Genomic DNA, 19,490 nt, shown 5'->3' with positions numbered 1-19,490 from the left:
CCGTGTTACACGCCCGATGCTCAATCGTCGGCCCCGCAGGAACTTCCGTCGTCCGGCAGCGTCCCGAACAGCAGGAAGTCGTCGACCTTCGTGTGCACGCACTTCGACGACCCGTACCCGGTGTGCCCCGTGCCCTTGTTGTCGAGGACGACCGCCGAGGAGCCGAGCCGCTTCGCCGTCTCCACGGTCCAGCGGTACGGGGTGGCCGGGTCGCCCCGGGTGCCCACCAGCAGGACCTTCGGGGTGTCGAGGTCCCGGACCTCCTCGCGGACGAAGTCGGTGCCCGCGGGGCGGCCGTAGCACATCAGCACCTGGGTGAGCCGGTACGGCCCGAACACGGGGGAGGCGTCCTCGTAGGCCGCCCGCAGCTCCTCCAGGTCGTCGGTGATCCTGGCGGCGGTGGGCCGGTCGGGGTCGTCGGCGCAGTTGATCGCCATGAGCGCGGCGGGATAGTTGTCCGGCGGTATCTTCTCGGCGTCGACCAGTCCGGCGTGCGGGGTCGGCGTGCCGGACGGAGTGGGCTCCGGGGGCTCGTGCGGACGGGCGGGCACGAGCGAGCGGTACGGGGCTGACGTACGGATCGGGCCGGACACGCGGTACGGAGTGATCGTCGGGGCGAAGCCGCCGCCCGTGAGCGCCATGACGCCCCGGGTGTCGCCGTCGTGCACGAGCATGTTGAGCGCCTGGGTGAGCAGGGGCCACATCTGTTCGCTGTAGAGGGCGTGGCCGATGGCGCCCACCAGGTGCTGGCCCGTGAAGTCCTGCCCGAAGTCGGACGGCACGGGGTACTCGTCCAGCGACTCGACCAGCGCCACGACCTGCTCCCGGGCCGACCGCGAGTCCTGCCCGAACGGGCAGGTCAGCTCCTCGGTGCACGCGTCGAGGTAGTCCTCGAGCGCGGTCTGCTGGCCCGCGGCACCGACCAGACCCTGTTCGGTCAGCGGCTCGGTCAGGGTGTCCACCCCGTCGAGGACCATCCGGCCCACCTTGTCGGGGAACTGCGCCGCGTACACCGCGCCGAGCCGGGTGCCGTAGGAGAAGCCGAGGTAGTTGAGCTTCTTGTCGCCGAGGGCGGCGCGCAGCACGTCCAGGTCGCGGGCGGCGTTACGGGTGCCGATGTGCGGCAGCACGGGCCCGGAGTTCTTCTCGCAGGCCGCGGCGGCCCGCCGCAGCTGCCTCAGCGCGGTCCGCGGGTCGTTCGCGTCGTCCCCGTCGTCGGTCGCCTCCAGGGCCGTGTCGGTGCCGTCGCCGCAGCTGACGGGGGAGGAGCGCCCCACACCGCGCGGATCGAAGGAGACCAGGTCGTAGCCCTTGGTGAGGTCCATGAAGTCCTCGCCGCTGTAGGCGAGTTCGGGGACACCAGGGCCGCCGGGGCCGCCGAAGTTCAGCAGCAGCGAGCCACGCGGGTCGCCGGTGCCCCGGATACGGGCCACCGCCAGATCGAGGGTGCCCGCCCCGGGCCGGGAGTAGTCGAGCGGCACGGTGACCTTGCCGCAGCGCAGATCCTCGGGCATCTCCATGCCCTCGCACTTCGACCACTTGATCTTCTGGTGGTGGAAGCGGCTCGGGTCGGACCGCTTGTCGTCCTTGTCGTCGTCGGCGCCCGCCGCCGTGGCCGGCAGCCCGGCCGCCAGCAGGGCCAGCACCGTGACCGCGGCTCCGGCGAGCGGGCGCCGGCTGTGCGTGGACCGCATGCGTGCCTCCAGGGACGCCCGGCCGGGGCGGCCGGGGACGACCCCCGGATCACCATAGGCGGCCCCTCGCGGCCACGCCTGCGGGCGGGCGGACCGGCCGGAACTGCCGTAACCTGCGCCGCGCCGACGCCGTACACAGCCCGTGGCCGTGTCGCTCGTCCGAGTGAACCGGGCTGTCGGCCGGGCCCATCGCCCGGCGCCCCGCCCGGGTCCGGCCGGTTCCGGCGTCGCGGGCGGGTCCGGGCCTCGGAGAGGATGCCGCGGGGTGCGGCCGACCACCGTGCCCGCGGTCGCATGTCGGCCCGCACTCGCGACCTCAGCGAAGGAGCGCAGAGATGACCTCTCCGGGGCCTCAGGACCTCGTCGTCACCCGGGCCACGCCCGACGACTGGGCGGTGGTCGCCCGATGGGCGGGGGACGAGGGCTGGAACCCGGGGCTCTCGGACCCGGCGTGCTTCTTCGCCCAGGACCCCGAGGGCTTCTTCATCGGCCGCCTCGACGGCGAACCGGTCTCGTCCGTCTCCGTCGTGAACCACGGCGACGACTACGCCTTCCTCGGCTTCTATCTGGTCCGCCCGGAGCTGCGTGGTCAGGGCCACGGCCTCGCCACCTGGAAGACCGCGCTCGCGCACGCCGGCGCCCGTACGGTCGGCCTCGACGGGGTGGTCGCGCAGCAGGACAACTACCGGCAGTCCGGTTTCGAGCCCGCCCACCGCACCTTCCGGTACTCGGGCGTGGCGCCCGCTGTGCCGGTCCCCGACGGTGTCCGGCCGGTCGAGGGCGCCGGGCCCCGGGCGGCGCAGGACCTCGCGGCGTACGACAGCGCCTGCCACCCCGCCGACCGCCCCCGTTTCCTGGAGCGCTGGCTCACCACGGACGGGCACCGGGCCCTCGCGCGGATCGTCGACGGGCGGCTCACCGGCTACGGAGTGATCCGCCCCGGACGGGACGCCCTGCGGATCGGGCCCCTGTTCGCCGACACCGCCGCCGACGCCCGCGCGCTCCTCGCCGGGCTGGCCGCCGAGGCCGCGGGCCGGCCGCTGGCCATCGACGTACCGGAACCGAACACGGCCGCCGCGGCACTGGTCGAGGAGTACGGGCTGACGCCCTCCTTCGAGACGGCCCGGATGTACACCGGCCCGATCCGGCCGCACGCGGCGGAGCGCGTCTTCGGGATCACGACTCTGGAACTCGGCTAGCGGAGCCGGCGGAAGGGGCGGCACCCGCCGTCCCGGCCGCCGGGGCCGTGCCGCTCTTCCGGAACGCCCACTCCATGCGTGGCTCGACGACACAGCGCAGCGCGGCCCGTACGGGGGAGGTGCACAGCAGGGTGATGCCGCCGACGGCGACGGCCGTGACCGCCAGTTCCCCGAGCGGGGTGTGCAGCCACTCGACGGCGTACCAGTCCCGGAACCGGGCCCACTTGATCACGAAGCCGTGCAGCAGATAGCCGTACATCGTGCCCGCGCCCAGCGCCGTGAACCACAGCCGCCGGCGCGGCACCCAGGCCAGGAAGCAGGCCGTCAGCAGCACCGCCAGACAGAACAGGGCGGGCGTGGTCAGCAGCCCCCACCAGCGGGAGACGCCCTGGCCGGTGACACTGCCCCGGTGGTAGAACCAGCCCGCGTCGAACCACGGCGCCACCCAGTACGCCGCCCCGAGCGCCCCCAGCCCGACCGGGAGCAGCCACAGCCGTGCCCGGCGGGTGCGCAGCCGCTCGAAGTGCCCGGCCCGCAGGGTCAGCCCCAGTACGAAGAACGGCAGGAAGCCCAGCACCCGCTGGATGGAGACATCGCCACCGAGATCCGGTGAGACCGCCGCCAGCGTCGCGAGCCCCAGCGCGACCGGCAGCGGGTGGCGCAACATCAGCCACAGCGGGGTCGTCAGCCGCCAGATGAACAGCGCGACCAGGAACCACATCACGTACCAGGGATCCAGCAGACTCAGCGGATACCCCGGATCGTCCTGCGCCCACCGGTAGAACAGTGTGTACGCCGTCTCGAACACGACATACGGCAGGACCACGCCCGTCATCAGCCGCTTCAGCCGGCCCGGCGCCATGTCGAAGCTCCGCGAGAAGTACCCGGAGATCAGGGCGAAGGCCGGCATGTGGAACGCGTACACGGTCAGATACGCGGCCGTCGCCGCCCGGCTGCCGTACGTCAGCGGCTCCCAGGCGTGCCCGCAGGCCACCAGGACGATGGTCAGATACTTCGCGTTGTCGAAGTACGGGTCCCGCGAGGCCCGCCCCGGCCGTGGCCGCCGCCCGTCGGGCGGGGCCGCGGGGGCGGGGCGGGTCTGCTGCACCACGTCTTCGGACATCGGTGAAAGGTCTCCGGACAACGACGACGACGGAACCCGGACCGCCTGCCCCGTCACGACCGTCTCAGTCATCGTCGGCGACGCCGCCGACGGTTTCGGCGTGGAAGCGCCGGTGCAGTGCCCGTACCTCCCCGACCAGCTCCGGCACCGGCCCCTCGACCGTCACCCCGGGCGCGATCTCCCGTACCGGCAGCGTCCGCACCGGTGGCGCGGGGACTCCCAACTCGCCGAGCCAGAGGGCGAGTTGCTCGGAGGAGGCGACGTACACGATACGGCCCAGACCCACCCAGGCGTGGGCCGCCGCGCACATCGGACAGTGCTCGCCGGAGGTGTACACGGTCGCCGCCGCGCGCTCCTCGGGCGTGAGCCGGGCCGCCGACCAGCGGGCCAGCTCGAACTCCGGGTGCCGGGTGCGGTCACCGCCCGCCACCCGGTTGTGGTCCTCGGCCAGCACCGTGCCGTCCCCGCCGACCAGGACCGAACCGAACGGCTCGTCGCCGGACTCCAGCGCCTCGGTCGCCAGCTCCACACAACGTCGTAGGTACACCAGTTCGGAGTCGTTCACCATGTTCGTCCGCACCCTCCTCGGGGACCGTTCGACCGCGTTCCGCGACGTGCACCTTACGTCGTGTGTCCGAATCCCCGGCCTTTCCACGAGCGACACCCTTGCGGCGCCGCCGAGGGCCCCGGCGAGCCGGCGCGGGCGTGGGCGGGATCGCCCCGGCGCGTGATTGGCGGGCGAATTCCGTTGCCAGGGCGAACGACTGATGATGGAGTGAGCCGTATGGATCACGCTGCTGTGCTGGCACTGTTCGACCGGGACATGCGGGAGGGCGCGCGCCCCGACGGGCCCGGGGCCCGGATCGAGCGCGTCGGTGGGGTGGTGCGCCAGATCGGATTCGAGAACGGCTGGAGCGGCGTCGTCTGGTCCGACCTGGACGAGGCGGGCGCCGACGCGGCGATCACCGAGCAGATCCGGTACTTCTCAAGCCTCGGACGCGACTTCGAATGGAAGCTGTACGGCCACGATCTCCCCGTCGACCTGGGACAACGCCTGCGCGACGCCGGGTTCACGGCCGCTCCCGAGGAGACGCTCATGATCGCGGAGGTCGCCGATCTGACCCTCGACATCGAGCCCCCGGAGGGCGTAAGGCTCCTGCCCGTCACCGACCGTGAGGGCGTGGACCTGGTGGCCGACGTCCACGAGAAGGCCTTCGGCACGGACAGCACCCGGATGCGCCACCAACTGCTGGCCCAGCTCACCGGGGACACCGAGTCGGTCGTGGCCGTCGTCGCCCTCGCCGGCGACGAACCGGTGAGCGCCGCCCGGATGGAACTGCTCCCCGGCACGCGCTTCGCCGGTCTGTGGGGCGGCGGCACCGTAGAGGGCTGGCGCGGCCGAGGTGTCTACCGCGCGCTGGTCGCCCACCGAGCCCGCGTCGCCGCCGACCGCGGCTACCGCTACGTCCAGGTCGACGCGCTGGCCACCAGCCGCCCGATCCTGGCCCGCCTGGGCTTCGAACCACTCACGACGACCACGCCGTACGAGTACGTGGTCGCCCCCTAGGGTCCTTCTGATGGATCCCCGTGGGAGAAGGACCCTGGGTCCCCCGATCACGCGGGGTCCGTCACAGGTCGAGCTGGTACTCGATCGCCGTGTGTGTGGGCCGGTAGCCGAGCACGTCGTTGACCTGGCGCATGGGGGCGTTGTCCGCCGCGGTGTCGGTGAGCAGGGCGAGCCTCGGGTCCAGGTGGTGGGCGTGGAGGATGGCCTTCGCCTTCATCCAGAGGCCCAGGGCGTGACCCCGATGCTCGGGCAGCACGGCTGTGCCGTAGTGCTGCCCCTCGCTCTTGCTCTTGTCGCTGCCTCTGCCGTCGCCCGGCAGGACGAGTTCCGAGAAGCCGACGATCGTGCCGCTCGCCGTGTGCACGGCGGCCACGGTGTGCAGCGAGTCGCCGCGTTTCGCGATCGCCTCGGCGGCGGCGACGACCCGCTCGACGTCCCAGACCACCGTCCCGTAGTCGGTGTCGCCCATCGGCATGTCGTCCATCGCCCGGCGCGACGCCGCGTAGTTTTCCGCCAGCTCGGGCGGTACGACGCCCGTCCAGTCGATCAAGTGGTAGCCGGGGCACGGCTGTTCGAGGATCCGGGTGAAGTGGCCGGGGTCCGCTCCGGCGAGTTCCAGCCGGGCGTACGTCAGGGGCAGTACGCGGCGGAAGCCGTGTGCCGCGAGGAACGCGTCGCCGGGGGAGCCCTCGGGGGCCTGGGCGACGACCGCGCGGCGGCGGTCCGCGCGCGCCGCGCCCACGGCCGCGTCCAGCAGCGCGGTGCCGACGCCCCGCCGCCGCTCGGCCGGGTGCACGGACACCTCCAGCTCCGCCAGATGCCGTTGCCCCTCCCCGCCGAACAGCCGCAGGAACGCGGAGCCGAGAGGGACGCCCTCCGCCCCGGACGCCAGCCAGGCCGGGCGAGGGCTCGACGGGGCGGCGGCGGTGTCGGTGAGCGGGGTGATACGGGTGACGCTGGTGACGCGCGGGGGCAAGAGGACTCCGGGGCTGGTCGGCGACGGAAGGGCGAAGCCCGGCGACGCTAGCCGCCGGGCACGCTCACCCGCAACGGAATTCCGGGCCTCGGCCGCCGCTGTCCGCCCCGCGCCGCCTCAGCGCCGTGCCCGTGTGCGGTCCAGTGCCGCGATGCCCAGGGCCGCCAGGGCGATCTGGATGAGCCACTCCGCCCAGTCGACGCCATCGGTGTTCGCCACGCCGACACCCGCCGCGATCGCCGTGCCGATCAGCGCGGCGACGATGCCGACGACGATTGTCAGCAGGATGCCGATGCGCTGTCGGCCCGGCACGACGAGTCGGCCGAGCACGCCTATGACAATGCCGATGACGATGGCACTGATGATGCCGTCGATGTCCATCTGAACTCCGCCCCTTGTCGTCGGGATCCACGCAACCCTGCGAGTGCCCTTCGAACGCGAGTGCAGTCCGCCTCCGTTGCGGGTTCCTCACAAGCCGCCGGTCGGTCGGACCGGCGGCGGCCTGTCGGCCCGTCGGTCCGGCAGCCATCCCGTGACGGTCGGCACCTCCGCCGCGATGTCCATGACGGTGCGTCCGTCGGTCGCGACCCGGACGGTGTCCACCGGCGCCCGCTCGTCCAGCAGACGTGCCTTGCGGACGCCGCCGGCCAGGGCTCGCGCTGGGCCCATGTCCGCACCGACGGCTCCGGCGTCGAGGACGTCGTCGGCACGGTCGTGGCGAGCGAGCCCCCGACCCGGCTGGTCACCACCTGGGCCTCGCCCGAGAACGAGGGCAGGGAGGAGACGTACTCGCGGGTCACCTTCGCCGTCGAGCCGCACGGCGACATCGTGCGGCTCACCGTGACCCATGAGGACCTGGAGGACGAGAGCGCGCTCTCCGCGGTGTCGTTCGGCTGGCCCGCGGTGCTGTCCAACCTCAAGTCGCTGCTGGAGACCGGCCGGGTGCTGCCGCAGGAGCCCTGGGAGGTGCCGCGCACGGGCTGACGGTGGCGCAGGCGCAGGCGCAGGCGCAGGCGTGGGGGCAAGGCGCAGGGGTGGGCGAACGGCGACGGCCGGTCCGCCGGAGCGGATCGGCCGTCATTACCCCTCGCGGGCGTTTCTGTTCACACCTGTGGTGTGCGGCCCCCGCGCGTGGTGCCCTTGGCCGCGGCGCCGGCGCACATCAGCCCCAGCAGCAGTGCCAGGCAGCCGATGACGATGTTGTTGACCACGACACCGGCGTCCGGGCTGTCGCCCACGATCCACGCCGAGACGATCATCCAGACACCCAGCGCGCACATGGCCCAGCTCAGGCCGTACATCCTCTCCGGTGCGGCGGTGAAGCCGAGGGCCAGCAGGCCGATCGCGATGCCCAAGATCAGGTTGTGGGGCGCCAGCGCGGGCTGGCTCGACGTGTAGTGGAGAATCCACGGGGACACGGCGCAGTACAGACCGAGCAGGAACACCGGTCCGTCCACGAGCGCCACATCGCGACCGCCGAGCATGCGGGCGAACCGGGCCTGCATTTCGGGTGCGTCGGGGTGGCTGGAGATGTCACTCCTGTGTGAGACGTTGGCCATGAGTCGACTCCTTTGAACTCTGCAGGCCTGACCGCGTCTGGTGGGGTTTGCGGTAAGCGCCGCGTACGTTCATTCTGCGCTTATTTTCCCTTTATGTGTAGGGGGTGGGGGTGCGAGGACCGTGAGGCGCCGTCCGCCTCCGAGGAGCGCCGACCGCTCCTCGGAGGCGGGCCCCCGTTCCGTCTGCTTCTTCCGTCGTCCCGGGCCCCTCGGATGCGGTGGGTCGGATGAGACGTTTGTGCGTCGAATGACCGCACGAACGGGCCGGGTCACCTGGTGCGGGTCCCGCCCAGGCGGCCCTGCAGCAGGTGCAGCGCCCGCCGGGTGTGGCTCTTGACCGTGCCCAGGGGCAGACCGGTGCGCTCCGCGATCTGGGTCTGTGTGAGGTCCTCGTAGAACGCCAGATGGAGGACCTGCCGCTGGGGCGCCGGAAGTCGGGCCAACTCGGCGAGGATCAGCACCCGGTCGAGAGCGGCCTCGGGGTCGCCGTGGCCGGGACGGTCGGCGAGGGCGAGCGCGGCGCCCGCCGAGACCACCAGCTCCGCCCGGCGGCTCCGCGCGGACACGGCGTCGGCGATCCGTCGCCGGGCGATCCCGACGATCCAGGCCCCCATCGCGCCGCGCTCCGGCCGGTAGCCGTGCCGCCCGCGCCACACCCCCAGGAACACCTGCTGGGTGACGTCCTCCGCCTCGCCCGTGTCGCCGAGGCTGCGCCGCGCGAGCGCGTGCACCAGCGCAGACCAGCGGTGATAGGCGGCGGCCAGTGAGTCGTCGTCACCCGCCGGCAGGCCGCGCGCCAGCTCCTCGTCGGCGGACACGGCACCCGCGGGCGCGCTCGGACACACAGGGCTCATGAGGGCGGCTCCTCACGGAGGGCGGTGCGCATGCCGTCATCGTGCGAGCCCGCGAGGCCGTGCTTCCACTCGCATCGCTTCTGCATCGTATAGTCGCCGTCATGGGTACGTACGGGGAGGAAAACCCCGCCGATCCGGGGCTCACCAGCGGGGCCCTGGCCCGCCGGCTGGGCGTGTCGCCCACGACCCTGCGCTCCTGGGACCGCCGCTACGGCATCGGACCCGCGCTCCGCGCCGACGGCCGGCATCGCCGCTGGACCCCTCGGGACGTGGCGATGGTCGAGACGATGTGCCGGCTGACGTCCGCCGGGCTGCCACCGGCGGAGGCGGCACGCGCGGCGAAGGAGGGCGCCGGGGGAGCGCGCGCCACGGACGGGGACCGCGCGGCGCGGGGGCCGCGTGCGCCCGGCCCGCCGTCCCCGGGAGACGTCCGTCCGCCGCCCCCGGGAGACATCCGTACGGAGTGCCGGGGCCTGTCCCGCGCCGCCGTACGCCTGGACTCCCCGGCGCTGGAGGACCGGTTGGCCGGGGCCGTCGAACGGCACGGGCTCACCGTGGCCTGGCAGGAGGTGATGGTGCCGACGCTGCACGCGGTGGGCCGCAAGTGGGCGTCGTCCGGGGACCGTTACGTCGAGGTCGAGCATCTGCTGTCCTGGCATGTCTCCACCGCCCTGCGCCGCCACACCCGGCCGCCCGCACCCCGCCACGACACCACCACCCCGGGCCCGGTCGTCCTCGCCTGTGTGCCCGGGGAGCAGCACACCCTTCCGCTGGAGGCCCTCAACGCCGCCCTCGGTGAACTCGGCCTGCCCACAAGGATGTTCGGCGCCGCCGTCCCCGCCGAGGCCCTCACCGCGGCGGTCGAACGGCTCGGCCCGGCGGCCGTGGTCCTCTGGGCCCAGGCCCGCTCCACCGCGAGCCTGCCGCTGGCCCGCCATGTCGCCGCCATGCGCTGGGGCGTCAAGGGCGCCCGCCGCCAGGCCCTCGTCGTCCTCGGCGGCCCCGGCTGGCACGGCCGCCCCGCGTCGGGCATGGTCCGCCCGACCCTGCTGGCCGAGGCGGTGGAGGTGCTCTCCGGCCGCTACGGACGGGTGGACCGGGTGGACCGGGTGGACCGGGTGGACCGGGTGGACCGGGTGGACCCGGCGGACCGGGGAGCCCAGGCGGACCGGGTGATCCCGTCGGACGGGTTGGTCCGGGCGGACTAGGGCTTGCGCGCCCGCAGGAACCGCTCGCGGCCCTCCGCCAGTTCGACGATCGGTTCCGGATAGCCGAGCGCCGCGCGCTCCGGCCCCGCCAGCCGCCACGGTTCGTGCACCGCCGGACCCGTGACATCCGCCAACTCCGGCACCCAGCGCCGTACGTACGCGCCGTCCGGGTCGTACCGCTTCGCCTGGGTGACCGGGTTGAGGACCCGGTTGGGGCGGGTGTCGGTGCCGGTACCGGCCACCCACTGCCAGTTGAGCTGGTTGTTGGCCACGTCGCCGTCGACGAGGAGGTCCAGGAAGTGCCGGGCGCCGACACGCCAGTCGACGTACAGCGTCTTGGTGAGGAAACTCGCGGTCAGCAGCCGGCCGCGGTTGTGCATCCAGCCCTCGTGGCGCAGCTGGCGCATCGCCGCGTCCACCACCGGATAGCCGGTGCGGCCCTCCCGCCACGCCTCGGCCTCCTCCGGCGCGGACCGCCAACGGTCGTGTCTGGCGCGGTAGTCCACGGACGCCACCGCCGGCCGCGCGGCCAGCAGCTGACGGTTGAAGTCCCGCCACGCGAGCTGCCGTACGAACGCCTCCGCGCCCGGACCGCCGGCCCGGCGCGCCCGGTGGACCAGCTCGACGGGGGAGAGGGTGCCGAAGTGCAGATGCGGCGAGAGGCGGGAGGTCGCGTCGCCCGCCAGATCGTCGTGCCCCTCCTCGTACGCGGCGACCCCGGACCGCAGCCAGGCCGTGAGCCGCCGTCGGCCCTCCGTCTCACCGCCGGTCGCCAGGCCGGGGGACAGGTCCGCGATGCCGGTACGGGACGGCAGCCGCTCGGAGCCGACACCGTCCGGGACCCGGACGGCCCGGGGCGCGTCCACCGCGTCGCGCGGGCGCTGCCGGGACCAGTGCCGGAAGTAGGGCGTGAACACGGCGAAGTGGTCGGACCCGGCAGGGGTCAGGGCACCCGGCGGGACCGCCGTGGTCACGGTGTCGTGCACATGCAGCCGCAGCCCCTGTCCCTCCAGCTCCCGGCGCAGCCGCTCCTCCCGCCGGTGCGCGTGCGCGCTGACGTCCGCCGCCAGGTGCACCTCGTCGGCGTCCGCCTCGGCCGCCACCTTCACGACCTGCTGCACCACGTCGCCCGACCGCACCACCAGCCGTCCGCCGCGCTCGCGCAGTCCCGCGTCCAGGTCCCGCAGACAGTCGGCGAGGAACGCCAGCCGGTTGGGCACGGCGAAACCGGCCCGGTCCACCGCCGGATCACGCACGAACAGTGGGACGACCAGCCGGGAGCCGTCCAGGGCCGCGCGCAGCGGCGGATGGTCGTGCAGCCGCAGGTCGGCGGTGAACAGGACGACTGAGACATTCATGGGCACACCTCCGTAACAGGCCCCCCACTCGTCACTTCCACCCTTCACTTCCACCGGGCGGACCACTTCGGATGCGGCCCGCGCGCTTTTCATCCGTGGGGGAGTCCGCCGGTCAGGGCGCGTGCCGTCGCCACGAACGCCTCGTGCAGATCGCGGGCGGCCTGCGGTACCGAATCAGCCCTGCGGCGCTGGAGCATCAGCAGCACCCGGGTGGTGTCACCGGCGATCGGCCGGTGGACCAGGGCGCCCCGCCGCTCCAGCGGGTCGCCGACCACGCTGAAGTCCGGCAGGACCGTCGCCCCGAGCCCCTCCGCCACCAGCAGCTTGCCCATCTCGGCCCCGTCCGTGGAGTACGCGAACGCCGGGTCGCGCCCGTCGAGGAGCCGGTGGACGTAGCGGTGCATGACGTACCCCGAGCGCATGCCGATCAGCGGCACGTCGAGCAGATCGTCCACGGACACCGCCGCCCGGGACGCCAGTGGACTGTCCGGGCGGAGCACCACCACCGGCCGGCCCCGCAGCAGCTCCGTCGCCTCGAACTCGGCGGGCACGTCGTCACCGTCGAGATGGTTGACGAGCCCGAGGTCGAAGGAGCCCTCCAGCAGACCCCGGTGGATGTCGGTCTGCTGGGCGCCGACCACCTCGACCTGGGTGAGGGGGTGATCGGCACGGAAATCCCGGATCACCGGGATGAGCAGCGGCACGGTCGCCGCGTTGACCGTGCCGAGCCGGACCATCCGGCTGATGCGGTGCTGCTCGCCCGCCGCGGCCCGCAGCCGGTCCACCGCGTCCAGCACCCCGATGATGTGCGGCAGCAACTCCCGGCCCGAGGCGCTCATCGTCGCGCCGGACCGCTTGCGCTCCAGCAGATCGACCCCCAGCTCGCGTTCCAGATTCCGTACGGTCTCGCTCAACGCGGGCTGCGAGAGCCGTAGTTCGTCGGCCGCCCGGCGCAGCGAACCGAGCCTGGTCACCGCCGTGATGTATTCCAGCTGTTCCGTTCGCACGACAGCAGAATGTGTGGCGATTTCCGGGCCGTTCAAGGGTTTCCCTGTCACACCTTCGTGAAATTCAATGGTCCGCGATACGAGACCGGTCGGGTTCTCCTTGACGGTCGTCGGCGACGGCTGTCACGATCGAGGACATGAAGATGCGACTGGACCTCACGCGACGACGCCATGTCGACCTCGCGCGCGTCTCCAGCGCCTCCTGTCGCGCCGCGGCCTGATCAACCTCCGAGAACCGATCCGCCGCGCTTTCCGCTTTTCCCGGCCTTCCGCCTGAATTCGCTGTGCCCGTATGCCCGTGCGGTGCCTGCTGAATTCGGCGTGCCCGAGAACATTCCGCAACAGGAGTTCCGCATGTCTGCCGCGCCCCTGAAATTCGCCTATTGGGTCCCCAACGTCAGTGGCGGCCTCGTCACCAGCAAGATCGAGCAGCGCACCGACTGGGGCTACGAGTACAACCGCGAACTCGCCGTCCTCGCCGAGAACAACGGCTTCGAGTACGCCCTCAGCCAGGTCCGCTACATGGCCAGCTACGGCGCCGAGTACCAGCACGAGTCGACGAGCTTCAGCCTCGCCCTGCTGCTCGCCACCGAGCGGCTGAAGGTCATCGCCGCCGTCCACCCCGGCCTGTGGCACCCCGGTGTCCTCGCCAAGTTCGGCGCCACCGCCGACCACCTCTCGAACGGCCGCTTCGCCGTCAACGTCGTGTCCGGCTGGTTCAAGGGCGAGTTCACCGCCCTCGGCGAACCCTGGCTGGAGCATGACGAGCGCTACCGCCGCTCGGAGGAGTTCATCCGCGCCCTGCGTCGGATCTGGACCGAGGACCACACCGAACTCGCCGGTGACTTCTACCGGTTGCGTGACTTCTCCCTCAAGCCCAAGCCCCTCAACACCCCCGAGCGCCCGCACCCGGAGATCTTCCAGGGCGGCAACTCCACCGCCGCCCGCGCCATGGCCGGCCGGGTCTCCGACTGGTACTTCTCCAACGGCAAGGACTTCGACGGGGTCACCGAGCAGATCACCGACGTCCGCAAGGCCGCCGCCGAAGTAGGCGGCCACGCACCGAAGTTCGGCCTCAACGGCTTCCTCATCGCCCGCGACACCGAGGCCGAGGCCCGCGACACCCTGCGGGAGATCGTCGCCAACGCCGACCGGGAGGCCGTCGAGGGCTTCGGCGCCGCCGTCAAGCAGGCCGGGCAGTCGGCCGCCGACGGCAAGGGCATGTGGCAGGACTCCTCGTTCGAGGACCTGATCCAGTACAACGACGGCTTCCGTACGGGCCTGATCGGCACCCCCGAGCAGATCGCCGAGCGGATCGTCGCCTACAAGAGGCTCGGCGTCGATCTCTTCCTCCTCGGCTTCCTGCACTACCACGAGGAGGTCGAGTACTTCGGCAGGCGGGTGCTGCCGCTGGTCCGTGAACTGGAGGCCCGGCTCCCCGAGTCCGCCCCGTCCGTCCCCGCCCAGGTCTGAGGAGGCCCGTCGACATGAGCACCGTCACCCCCACCGACTGGAAGACCGGCCCCGCCCCGAAGACCGCCGACGAGTGGATCGCCCGCGCCGGTGAGGTCGCCGCCGTCCTCGCCACCGACGCCGCCGAGCGCGACCGCGCCGGCGCCACCCCGTACGCCGAGGTCCGGCTCCTCAAGGACTCCGGCCTGGTCACCCTGCTCGGCCCCACCGAGCACGGCGGCGCGGGCCAGGACTGGCCCACCGCCTACCGTGTCGTCCGCGAGGTCGCCAAGGCCGACGGCTCCATCGGCCAGCTCCTCGGCTACCACTACCTCTGGAACTGGGCCGCCCGTCTGGTCGGCACCCGCGAGCAGTGGGAGCACGTCGAGGCCGAGGCCGCCCGGGGCCGCTGGTTCTTCGGCGGCGCCGTCAACCCGCGCGACAAGGACGTGGTGGTCACCGAGGACGGCGACGATCTCGTCTTCACCGGCCGCAAGTCCTTCTCCACCGGCAGCAAGGTCTCCGACGTCACCGTCCTCGAAGGCGTCCTGGAGGGCACCGACAACCACATCTTCGCGATCGTCCCCTCCGACAGCGAGGGACTGACCTTCCACGACGACTGGGACAACATCGGCCAGCGGCTCACCGAGAGCGGCGGCGTCACCCTCGACGGCGTCCGCACCCCCTGGTCCTCGGCCGCCGGTCATGTCGACAAGGAGTTCCGGCCCCGCGTCTACAACACCCTCAACGTCCCCACCATCCAGCTCGTGTTCGTCAACTTCTACCTCGGCATCGCGGCCGGAGCGCTGGAGACGGCGGCGACCTACACCCGTACCAAGTCCCGTCCCTGGCTGCACGGCGGCCATGAGCGCGCGGTCGACGAGCCGTACGTCATCGACGTCTACGGCGATCTGACCGCCAAGCTCTGGGCGGTCGAGGCCCTCGCCGACACCGTCGCCGCCGAGGGACAGCGGCTGCACGACGACCCCGACGCCGTCACGGAGCGCACGCGCGGCGACTTCGAGGTACGGGTGGCCGCCGTCAAGGCACGCGCCACCGAGGTGGCCCTGGAGATCGCGAACAGTGTCTTCGAGGTGACCGGCGCCCGGTCGACGGCCACCGCCGAGGGACTCGACCGCTTCTGGCGCAACATCCGCACCCACACCCTCCACGACCCCGTCGCCTACAAGCGCCGCGAGGTCGGCCGCTGGGTGCTCGAAGGCGAACTGCCCGAACCCACCTGGTACTCCTGACCGCTCCCTTCCGGGGTGCCCGTCCGCACGGGCACCCCGGGTTCCCAGAAAGAGGACCCATGGCCACCGTCCTGTCCGTCTCCGGCAGCCCCTCCGTCTCCTCCCGCACCGCGAAGCTCGTACGCCACCTGGACGCCCGGCTGATCGCCCAGGGCCATGAGGTCGTCCCGCTCGACATCCGCACCATCCCCGCCGAGGCCCTGCTCGGCGCGGACTTCAAGCACCCGGCCATCGTCGAGGCCACCGAACTCGTCGAACGGGCCGACGGCATCGTCATCGCCACCCCCGTCTACAAGGCCGCGTACTCCGGCGTCCTCAAGGCCCTGCTGGATCTGCTCCCGCAGTACGCCCTCACCGGCAAGACCGTGCTGCCCCTGGCCACCGGCGGCTCCACCGCCCATGTCCTCGCCATCGACTACGCCCTGCGGCCGGTGCTCAGCTCCATGGGCGCCCGGCACATCGTCCCCGGCTGGTTCACCCTCGACAAGGACATCACCGTGGGGGAGGACGGCAAGGTCACGGTCGCCCCGGCCACCGCCGAGGCCCTCGGCCAGGTCGTCGACCAGTTCCTGACCGCGCTGGGGTCTGTCGTCACATTCCCGTCTGCCACGCGACGCCTGGCACGCACTCTCGCCGCACCGGGCGAAAGCCCAAGTACATCCAGTACGAGGCCTTCCGCCCGGCACGCCGAGAGCACGCACCAGACGCCGCAGGACCGCCCTTCGGGCGACGACGGGAACGTGACGACAGACCCCAGGCCCCGTGCCCGAACTGGCCGCCGCGAGCTGGCCCGATGACCGACACCTCCACGGACACGTCCACGGACACGTCCACGGACACTTCCACCGACACCGCCGTCGAAGCCCCTGCCGGTCCCCGGCCCGGCGCTCCGGCCGCCAAGGTCATCGCCGACGACGTCGAGGCGCTGACCGTCGCCGCCGCGCTCGCCGAGGAGTTCCGGGCCGGTGCCTCCGCGCGGGACGCCGAACGGCGGCTGCCGCGCGCCGAGTTGGAGCGGCTCTCCGCCTCCGGGCTGCTCGCGGTCACCGTGCCCGCCGAGCACGGCGGAGCGGACGTGAGCCAGGAGACCCTGGCGGAGGTCTTCCGGCTGCTCGCCTCCGCCGACGCGAGCCTCGCCCAGATCCCGCAGAGCCACTTCGCCTACGTCAATGTGATCCGTCGTCAGGGCACCCCGGAACAGCGGGAGTTCTTCTTCGGAGAGCTCCTCGCCGGGCGCCGCTTCGGCAACGCCCAGTCCGAGGCGGGCACCAAGCACCTCCAGGACATCCGTACCCGGCTCACCCGGCGGGCCGACGGCTCGTACGTCCTCAACGGCGTCAAGCACTACGCCACGGGCGCCCTGTTCGCCCACTGGATCCCGGTGCTGGCGCGGGCCGACGACGACAATCTGCACGTCGCCTACGTGCCCGCGGACACCCCGGGTGTCACGGTCGTCGACGACTGGGACGGCCTCGGCCAGCGCACCACCGCCAGCGGCACGGTCCGGCTGGCGGAGGTCCCCGTCCCGGCGGACCGGGTCCTCCCGCACCACCTCACCTTCCGGGGCCCGCAACTCCACGGCGCGATCGCCCAGTTGCTGCACACGGCCATCGACGTCGGGATCGCCGACGGCGCGCTGGCGGAGGCCGTGCGGTTCGTACGGACCAAGAGCCGGCCCTGGTTCGAGGCCGAGGTCGAGACGGCGGCCGAGGACCCTCTCCTCATCCAGCGCTTCGGTGAACTCGCCGTCCTGGCAAGGGCGTCGAGGGCGCTGCTGCGGGAGGCGGCACGGGCCGTCGACTCGGCGCGCGCCGATCTCACCGACGACTCCGCCGCCGAGGCCTCCATCGCCGTGGCCGCCGCGAAGGCCCACGCGGCCCCGGCCGCAGTCGAGATCGCGGGCGCCCTCTTCGAGGTCTCCGGCACCCGCTCCGCCCTCGACTCCCTCAATCTGCACCGGCATTGGCGCGACGCCCGCACCCACACCCTGCACGACCCGGCCCGCTGGAAGATCCAGCACATCGGCCGCCACGTACTGAACGGCACCCGGCCACCCCGCCACGGCCTCCTCTAGGGCCTGCCGTTTGGATCACGCCTGGGCTGCGGGGCGTGGCACGCACTCCCTCACTGCCTCAAGGGCGTGGCGGGACCCCCAGCCGCGTTGTCGTCGGTCGCCGACTCCCCCACTCCCGACTTCGCGCGAGCGGGAGGTACCCCCATCGCGTCGACGCCCTCCTCCGCCTCGCGGCCGCACGCACCAAGCCCCGCTCACCGGCGGTCACCAGGCACCGTGGCCCGAAGCCGGCGTGATCCAAACGACAGGCCCTGGCCGACCCTTCGCCTCCGCAGGCCACCCCTTCGACAGGAGACCCCCACGTGTCCCTCACCTTCCACTGGTTCCTGCCCACCAACGGTGACAGCCGGCATGTCGTCGGCGGCGGCCACGGCACCCCCGCCACCGCGTCCGGCCGGGACCGGCCCCCGACGGTCGCCTATCTGAGCCAGATCGCCCGCGCCGCCGAGGACCTCGGCTTCGTCGGCGCGCTCACCCCCACCGGTGCCTGGTGCGAGGACGCCTGGCTGACCACCGCGATGGTCAGCCAGAACACCGAACGGCTGAAGTTCCTGGTCGCCTTCCGCCCCGGCTTCGTCTCGCCCACACTCGCCGCCCAGATGGCCTCCACCTTCCAGCGGCAGACCGGCGGACGGCTCCTCCTCAACGTCGTCACCGGCGGCGAGAGCCATGAGCAGCGGGCCTACGGCGACTTCCTCGACAAGGACGACCGGTATCGTCGTACCGGTGAATTCCTGGAGGTTGTCAAGGGGTTGTGGGACGGCGGGACCATCGACCTGAAGGGCGAACACCTCCGGGTCGAGGACGCGCGGCTGGCCCGGCTGCCCGACCCGGTGCCCGAGGTGTACTTCGGCGGCTCCTCGCCCATCGCCGGGGAGATCGCCGCCCGGCACGTCGACGTGTACCTCACCTGGGGCGAGCCGCCGGCCAAGGTCGCCGAGAAGATCGCCTGGATCAGGGGGCTGGCGGCGAAGGAGGGCCGCACCCTGCGCTTCGGCATCCGGCTGCACGTCATCACCCGCGACACCGCCGAGCAGGCCTGGGCGGAGGCCGACCGGCTGCTCGACGGCTTCGACCCGGAGACCGTACGGTCCGTGCAGGCCGGACTCGCCCGCAGCGAGTCGGAGGGCCAGCAGCGGATGCTGGCCCTGCACGGCGGCAGCCGCGACAGCCTGGAGATCCACCCCAACCTCTGGGCCGGGATCGGCCTGGTGCGCGGCGGCGCGGGCACCGCACTGGTCGGCAGCCACGACGAGGTCGCCGAGCGGATCAAGGAGTACCACGCCCTCGGCATCGACGAGTTCGTGCTCTCCGGCTACCCGCACCTGGAGGAGGCGTACTGGTTCGGCGAGGGCGTCCTCCCCCGCCTCGCCGCGCAGGGCCTGTGGCAGCACCCCTTCGCCAGGCCGACCGCCGCGACGGCACAGGTGCCGTTCGCGAGTTAGGGACTCAGGGACGTCGGTGGCCCGGCTCCGGCACCTCGACGGGCCGGAGCACGGTGAGCGACTCCTCCTGGCGGGCCACCATCGCGAAGGGGAACCTGTCGAGTTCCAGGCACAGTTCGACGTCGTCCGGGTGACAGCCGCCGCGCAGCTCGGCGGAGAGGTCGGCCGCGGCGCCGGACATCCTCGCGCGGCGGACGTACGGGGCGGCCTCGACCCCGCCCTCGTCCTCGCCCTCGTCCACGCACCGGCCGATGTACTCGGCGCAGGCCAGGTCCTCGTCGGCCCGGCCGTCCTCGCCGGTGACGACGAACGTCACCGGACCGGCGCCCTCGGCCCGCAGGAACCGCGCGGTCGGCCCGGCCACCACGAAGCTCGCGCACAGGACGAGCGGCGCGTCGGCGACGGCCAGCGCGCCCACGGTGCCCGCCGTCGTCTTCTGCACCAGCGTGCGACCGCCGAGATCACGCGACCTGAGCTGTCCGGGCGAGTTCACCGCGTCGAACCCCGGCGCCGGCGCCCCGTCCTTGAGCGCCAGCCAACCCGGGTGGCTCTCCTTGAGGGCGAGGGCCTCCGACTGCGTCGAGGCCAGCACGATCTTCTCCACCCCACGCGAGAACGCCCAGGCGGCCACGGTGAAGGCCCGCATGACATCGATGACGACCGCGACCCGGGGGACGCCCGTCAACTCCGGTATACCGACGAAGTGGTGATCCATTCCACC

Annotated in this window: 18 protein-coding genes and 3 pseudogenes; 10 read left to right on the top strand and 11 right to left on the bottom strand. The window is 72.6% G+C overall.

The window, feature by feature from the left end; translation table 11 throughout:
- Window positions 1-20: 20 nt before the first annotated feature.
- Window positions 21-1,694 carry an alpha/beta hydrolase gene (locus F9278_RS02190; protein ID WP_152166737.1) on the bottom strand — a complete coding sequence of 558 codons (1,674 nt, stop codon included), beginning with the start codon at window positions 1,692-1,694 and terminating at the stop codon, window positions 21-23.
- Window positions 1,695-2,029: 335 nt separating this feature from the next.
- On the opposite strand from F9278_RS02190, the gene F9278_RS02185 reads away from it, so the two are divergent.
- Window positions 2,030-2,893 (top strand): GNAT family N-acetyltransferase, encoded by an 864-nt coding sequence (locus F9278_RS02185; RefSeq protein ID WP_152166736.1) that lies wholly within the window; start codon window positions 2,030-2,032, stop codon window positions 2,891-2,893.
- Here F9278_RS02185 and F9278_RS02180 read toward each other — a convergent pair.
- A complete protein-coding gene (locus F9278_RS02180; protein WP_152166735.1) occupies window positions 2,871-4,016 on the bottom strand; it encodes an acyltransferase family protein in 1,146 nt (381 codons plus the stop codon). The two genes, F9278_RS02185 and F9278_RS02180, sit on opposite strands and share 23 nt — an antisense overlap.
- 64 nt (window positions 4,017-4,080) lie before the next feature.
- Window positions 4,081-4,584 carry a nucleoside deaminase gene (locus F9278_RS02175; protein WP_152166734.1) on the bottom strand — a complete coding sequence of 168 codons (504 nt, stop codon included), beginning with the start codon at window positions 4,582-4,584 and terminating at the stop codon, window positions 4,081-4,083.
- Between the two features lie 216 nt (window positions 4,585-4,800).
- On the opposite strand from F9278_RS02175, the gene F9278_RS02170 reads away from it, so the two are divergent.
- Window positions 4,801-5,583: a GNAT family N-acetyltransferase gene (locus F9278_RS02170; RefSeq protein WP_152166733.1), complete on the top strand. Its 783-nt coding sequence runs from the start codon at window positions 4,801-4,803 to the stop codon at window positions 5,581-5,583.
- Between the two features lie 61 nt (window positions 5,584-5,644).
- Here F9278_RS02170 and F9278_RS02165 read toward each other — a convergent pair whose 3' ends face one another.
- From F9278_RS02165 to F9278_RS46765, 3 genes and pseudogenes are all read right to left on the bottom strand, one after another.
- Window positions 5,645-6,559 carry a GNAT family N-acetyltransferase gene (locus tag F9278_RS02165; RefSeq protein WP_226966594.1) on the bottom strand — a complete coding sequence of 305 codons (915 nt, stop codon included), beginning with the start codon at window positions 6,557-6,559 and terminating at the stop codon, window positions 5,645-5,647.
- A gap of 117 nt (window positions 6,560-6,676) precedes the next feature.
- Window positions 6,677-6,940, bottom strand: a complete 264-nt coding sequence (locus F9278_RS02160; RefSeq protein ID WP_152166732.1) for a GlsB/YeaQ/YmgE family stress response membrane protein — start codon at window positions 6,938-6,940, stop codon at window positions 6,677-6,679.
- An 87-nt stretch (window positions 6,941-7,027) separates the two neighbouring features.
- Window positions 7,028-7,210 (bottom strand): annotated as a pseudogene (locus F9278_RS46765) (hypothetical protein); the annotation flags it as partial.
- Here F9278_RS46765 and F9278_RS46760 point away from each other — a divergent pair.
- A pseudogene (locus tag F9278_RS46760) lies at window positions 7,211-7,543 on the top strand (SRPBCC domain-containing protein); the annotation flags it as partial. It lies immediately after the preceding pseudogene.
- Between the two features lie 119 nt (window positions 7,544-7,662).
- On the opposite strand, the gene F9278_RS02150 reads toward F9278_RS46760, so the two are convergent.
- Together F9278_RS02150 and F9278_RS02145 are read right to left on the bottom strand one after the other, a co-directional pair.
- On the bottom strand, window positions 7,663-8,118 hold the full coding sequence (locus tag F9278_RS02150; RefSeq protein WP_152166730.1) for an SPW repeat protein: 456 nt from the start codon (window positions 8,116-8,118) through the stop codon (window positions 7,663-7,665).
- A gap of 269 nt (window positions 8,119-8,387) precedes the next feature.
- Window positions 8,388-8,972 (bottom strand): RNA polymerase sigma factor, encoded by a 585-nt coding sequence (locus tag F9278_RS02145; protein WP_152166729.1) that lies wholly within the window; start codon window positions 8,970-8,972, stop codon window positions 8,388-8,390.
- 101 nt (window positions 8,973-9,073) lie between these two features.
- Between F9278_RS02145 and F9278_RS02140 the strand changes: the two genes are divergently transcribed.
- A complete protein-coding gene (locus F9278_RS02140) occupies window positions 9,074-10,180 on the top strand; it encodes a MerR family transcriptional regulator (protein WP_152166728.1) in 1,107 nt (368 codons plus the stop codon).
- On the opposite strand, the gene F9278_RS02135 is transcribed toward F9278_RS02140, so the two are convergent.
- Together F9278_RS02135 and F9278_RS02130 are read right to left on the bottom strand one after the other, a co-directional pair.
- The gene (locus F9278_RS02135; RefSeq protein ID WP_152166727.1) at window positions 10,177-11,538 is read right to left on the bottom strand and encodes a cryptochrome/photolyase family protein; all 1,362 of its coding nucleotides are present in this window, start codon (window positions 11,536-11,538) and stop codon (window positions 10,177-10,179) included. The genes F9278_RS02140 and F9278_RS02135 overlap by 4 nt on opposite strands.
- A gap of 89 nt (window positions 11,539-11,627) precedes the next feature.
- Window positions 11,628-12,545 carry a LysR family transcriptional regulator gene (locus tag F9278_RS02130; protein WP_193241340.1) on the bottom strand — a complete coding sequence of 306 codons (918 nt, stop codon included), beginning with the start codon at window positions 12,543-12,545 and terminating at the stop codon, window positions 11,628-11,630.
- A 137-nt stretch (window positions 12,546-12,682) separates the two neighbouring features.
- Between F9278_RS02130 and F9278_RS48605 the strand changes: the two genes are divergently transcribed.
- The 6 genes and pseudogenes from F9278_RS48605 (at window position 12,683) to F9278_RS02100 (ending at window position 18,769) form a co-directional block, all read left to right on the top strand.
- Window positions 12,683-12,766 (top strand): putative leader peptide, encoded by an 84-nt coding sequence (locus tag F9278_RS48605; RefSeq protein WP_350284076.1) that lies wholly within the window; start codon window positions 12,683-12,685, stop codon window positions 12,764-12,766.
- A gap of 133 nt (window positions 12,767-12,899) precedes the next feature.
- Window positions 12,900-14,018 carry a dimethylsulfone monooxygenase SfnG gene (sfnG, locus tag F9278_RS02120; protein WP_152166725.1) on the top strand — a complete coding sequence of 373 codons (1,119 nt, stop codon included), beginning with the start codon at window positions 12,900-12,902 and terminating at the stop codon, window positions 14,016-14,018.
- A gap of 14 nt (window positions 14,019-14,032) precedes the next feature.
- Window positions 14,033-15,250 (top strand): acyl-CoA dehydrogenase family protein, encoded by a 1,218-nt coding sequence (locus F9278_RS02115; protein WP_152166724.1) that lies wholly within the window; start codon window positions 14,033-14,035, stop codon window positions 15,248-15,250.
- Between the two features lie 59 nt (window positions 15,251-15,309).
- Window positions 15,310-15,834 (top strand): annotated as a pseudogene (gene ssuE / locus F9278_RS02110) (NADPH-dependent FMN reductase); the annotation flags it as partial.
- A gap of 209 nt (window positions 15,835-16,043) precedes the next feature.
- Complete coding sequence (locus tag F9278_RS02105) at window positions 16,044-17,324, top strand: SfnB family sulfur acquisition oxidoreductase (RefSeq protein ID WP_152166723.1); 1,281 nt, start codon at window positions 16,044-16,046, stop codon at window positions 17,322-17,324.
- A gap of 302 nt (window positions 17,325-17,626) precedes the next feature.
- Entirely contained in the window at window positions 17,627-18,769 is a 1,143-nt protein-coding gene (locus F9278_RS02100; RefSeq protein WP_152166722.1) for an LLM class flavin-dependent oxidoreductase, read from the top strand.
- A gap of 4 nt (window positions 18,770-18,773) precedes the next feature.
- Here the strand turns inward: F9278_RS02100 and F9278_RS02095 are convergent, their stop codons facing one another.
- Window positions 18,774-19,484 (bottom strand): 2-phosphosulfolactate phosphatase, encoded by a 711-nt coding sequence (locus tag F9278_RS02095; RefSeq protein ID WP_152166721.1) that lies wholly within the window; start codon window positions 19,482-19,484, stop codon window positions 18,774-18,776.
- Window positions 19,485-19,490: the final 6 nt, after the last annotated feature.

Source organism: Streptomyces phaeolivaceus (assembly GCF_009184865.1).
GTDB classification, from domain to species: Bacteria; Actinomycetota; Actinomycetes; order Streptomycetales; family Streptomycetaceae; genus Streptomyces; species Streptomyces phaeolivaceus.
Note: the sequence above shows the minus strand (reverse complement) of the source record. Positions and strands in the feature narration are given on the sequence as shown.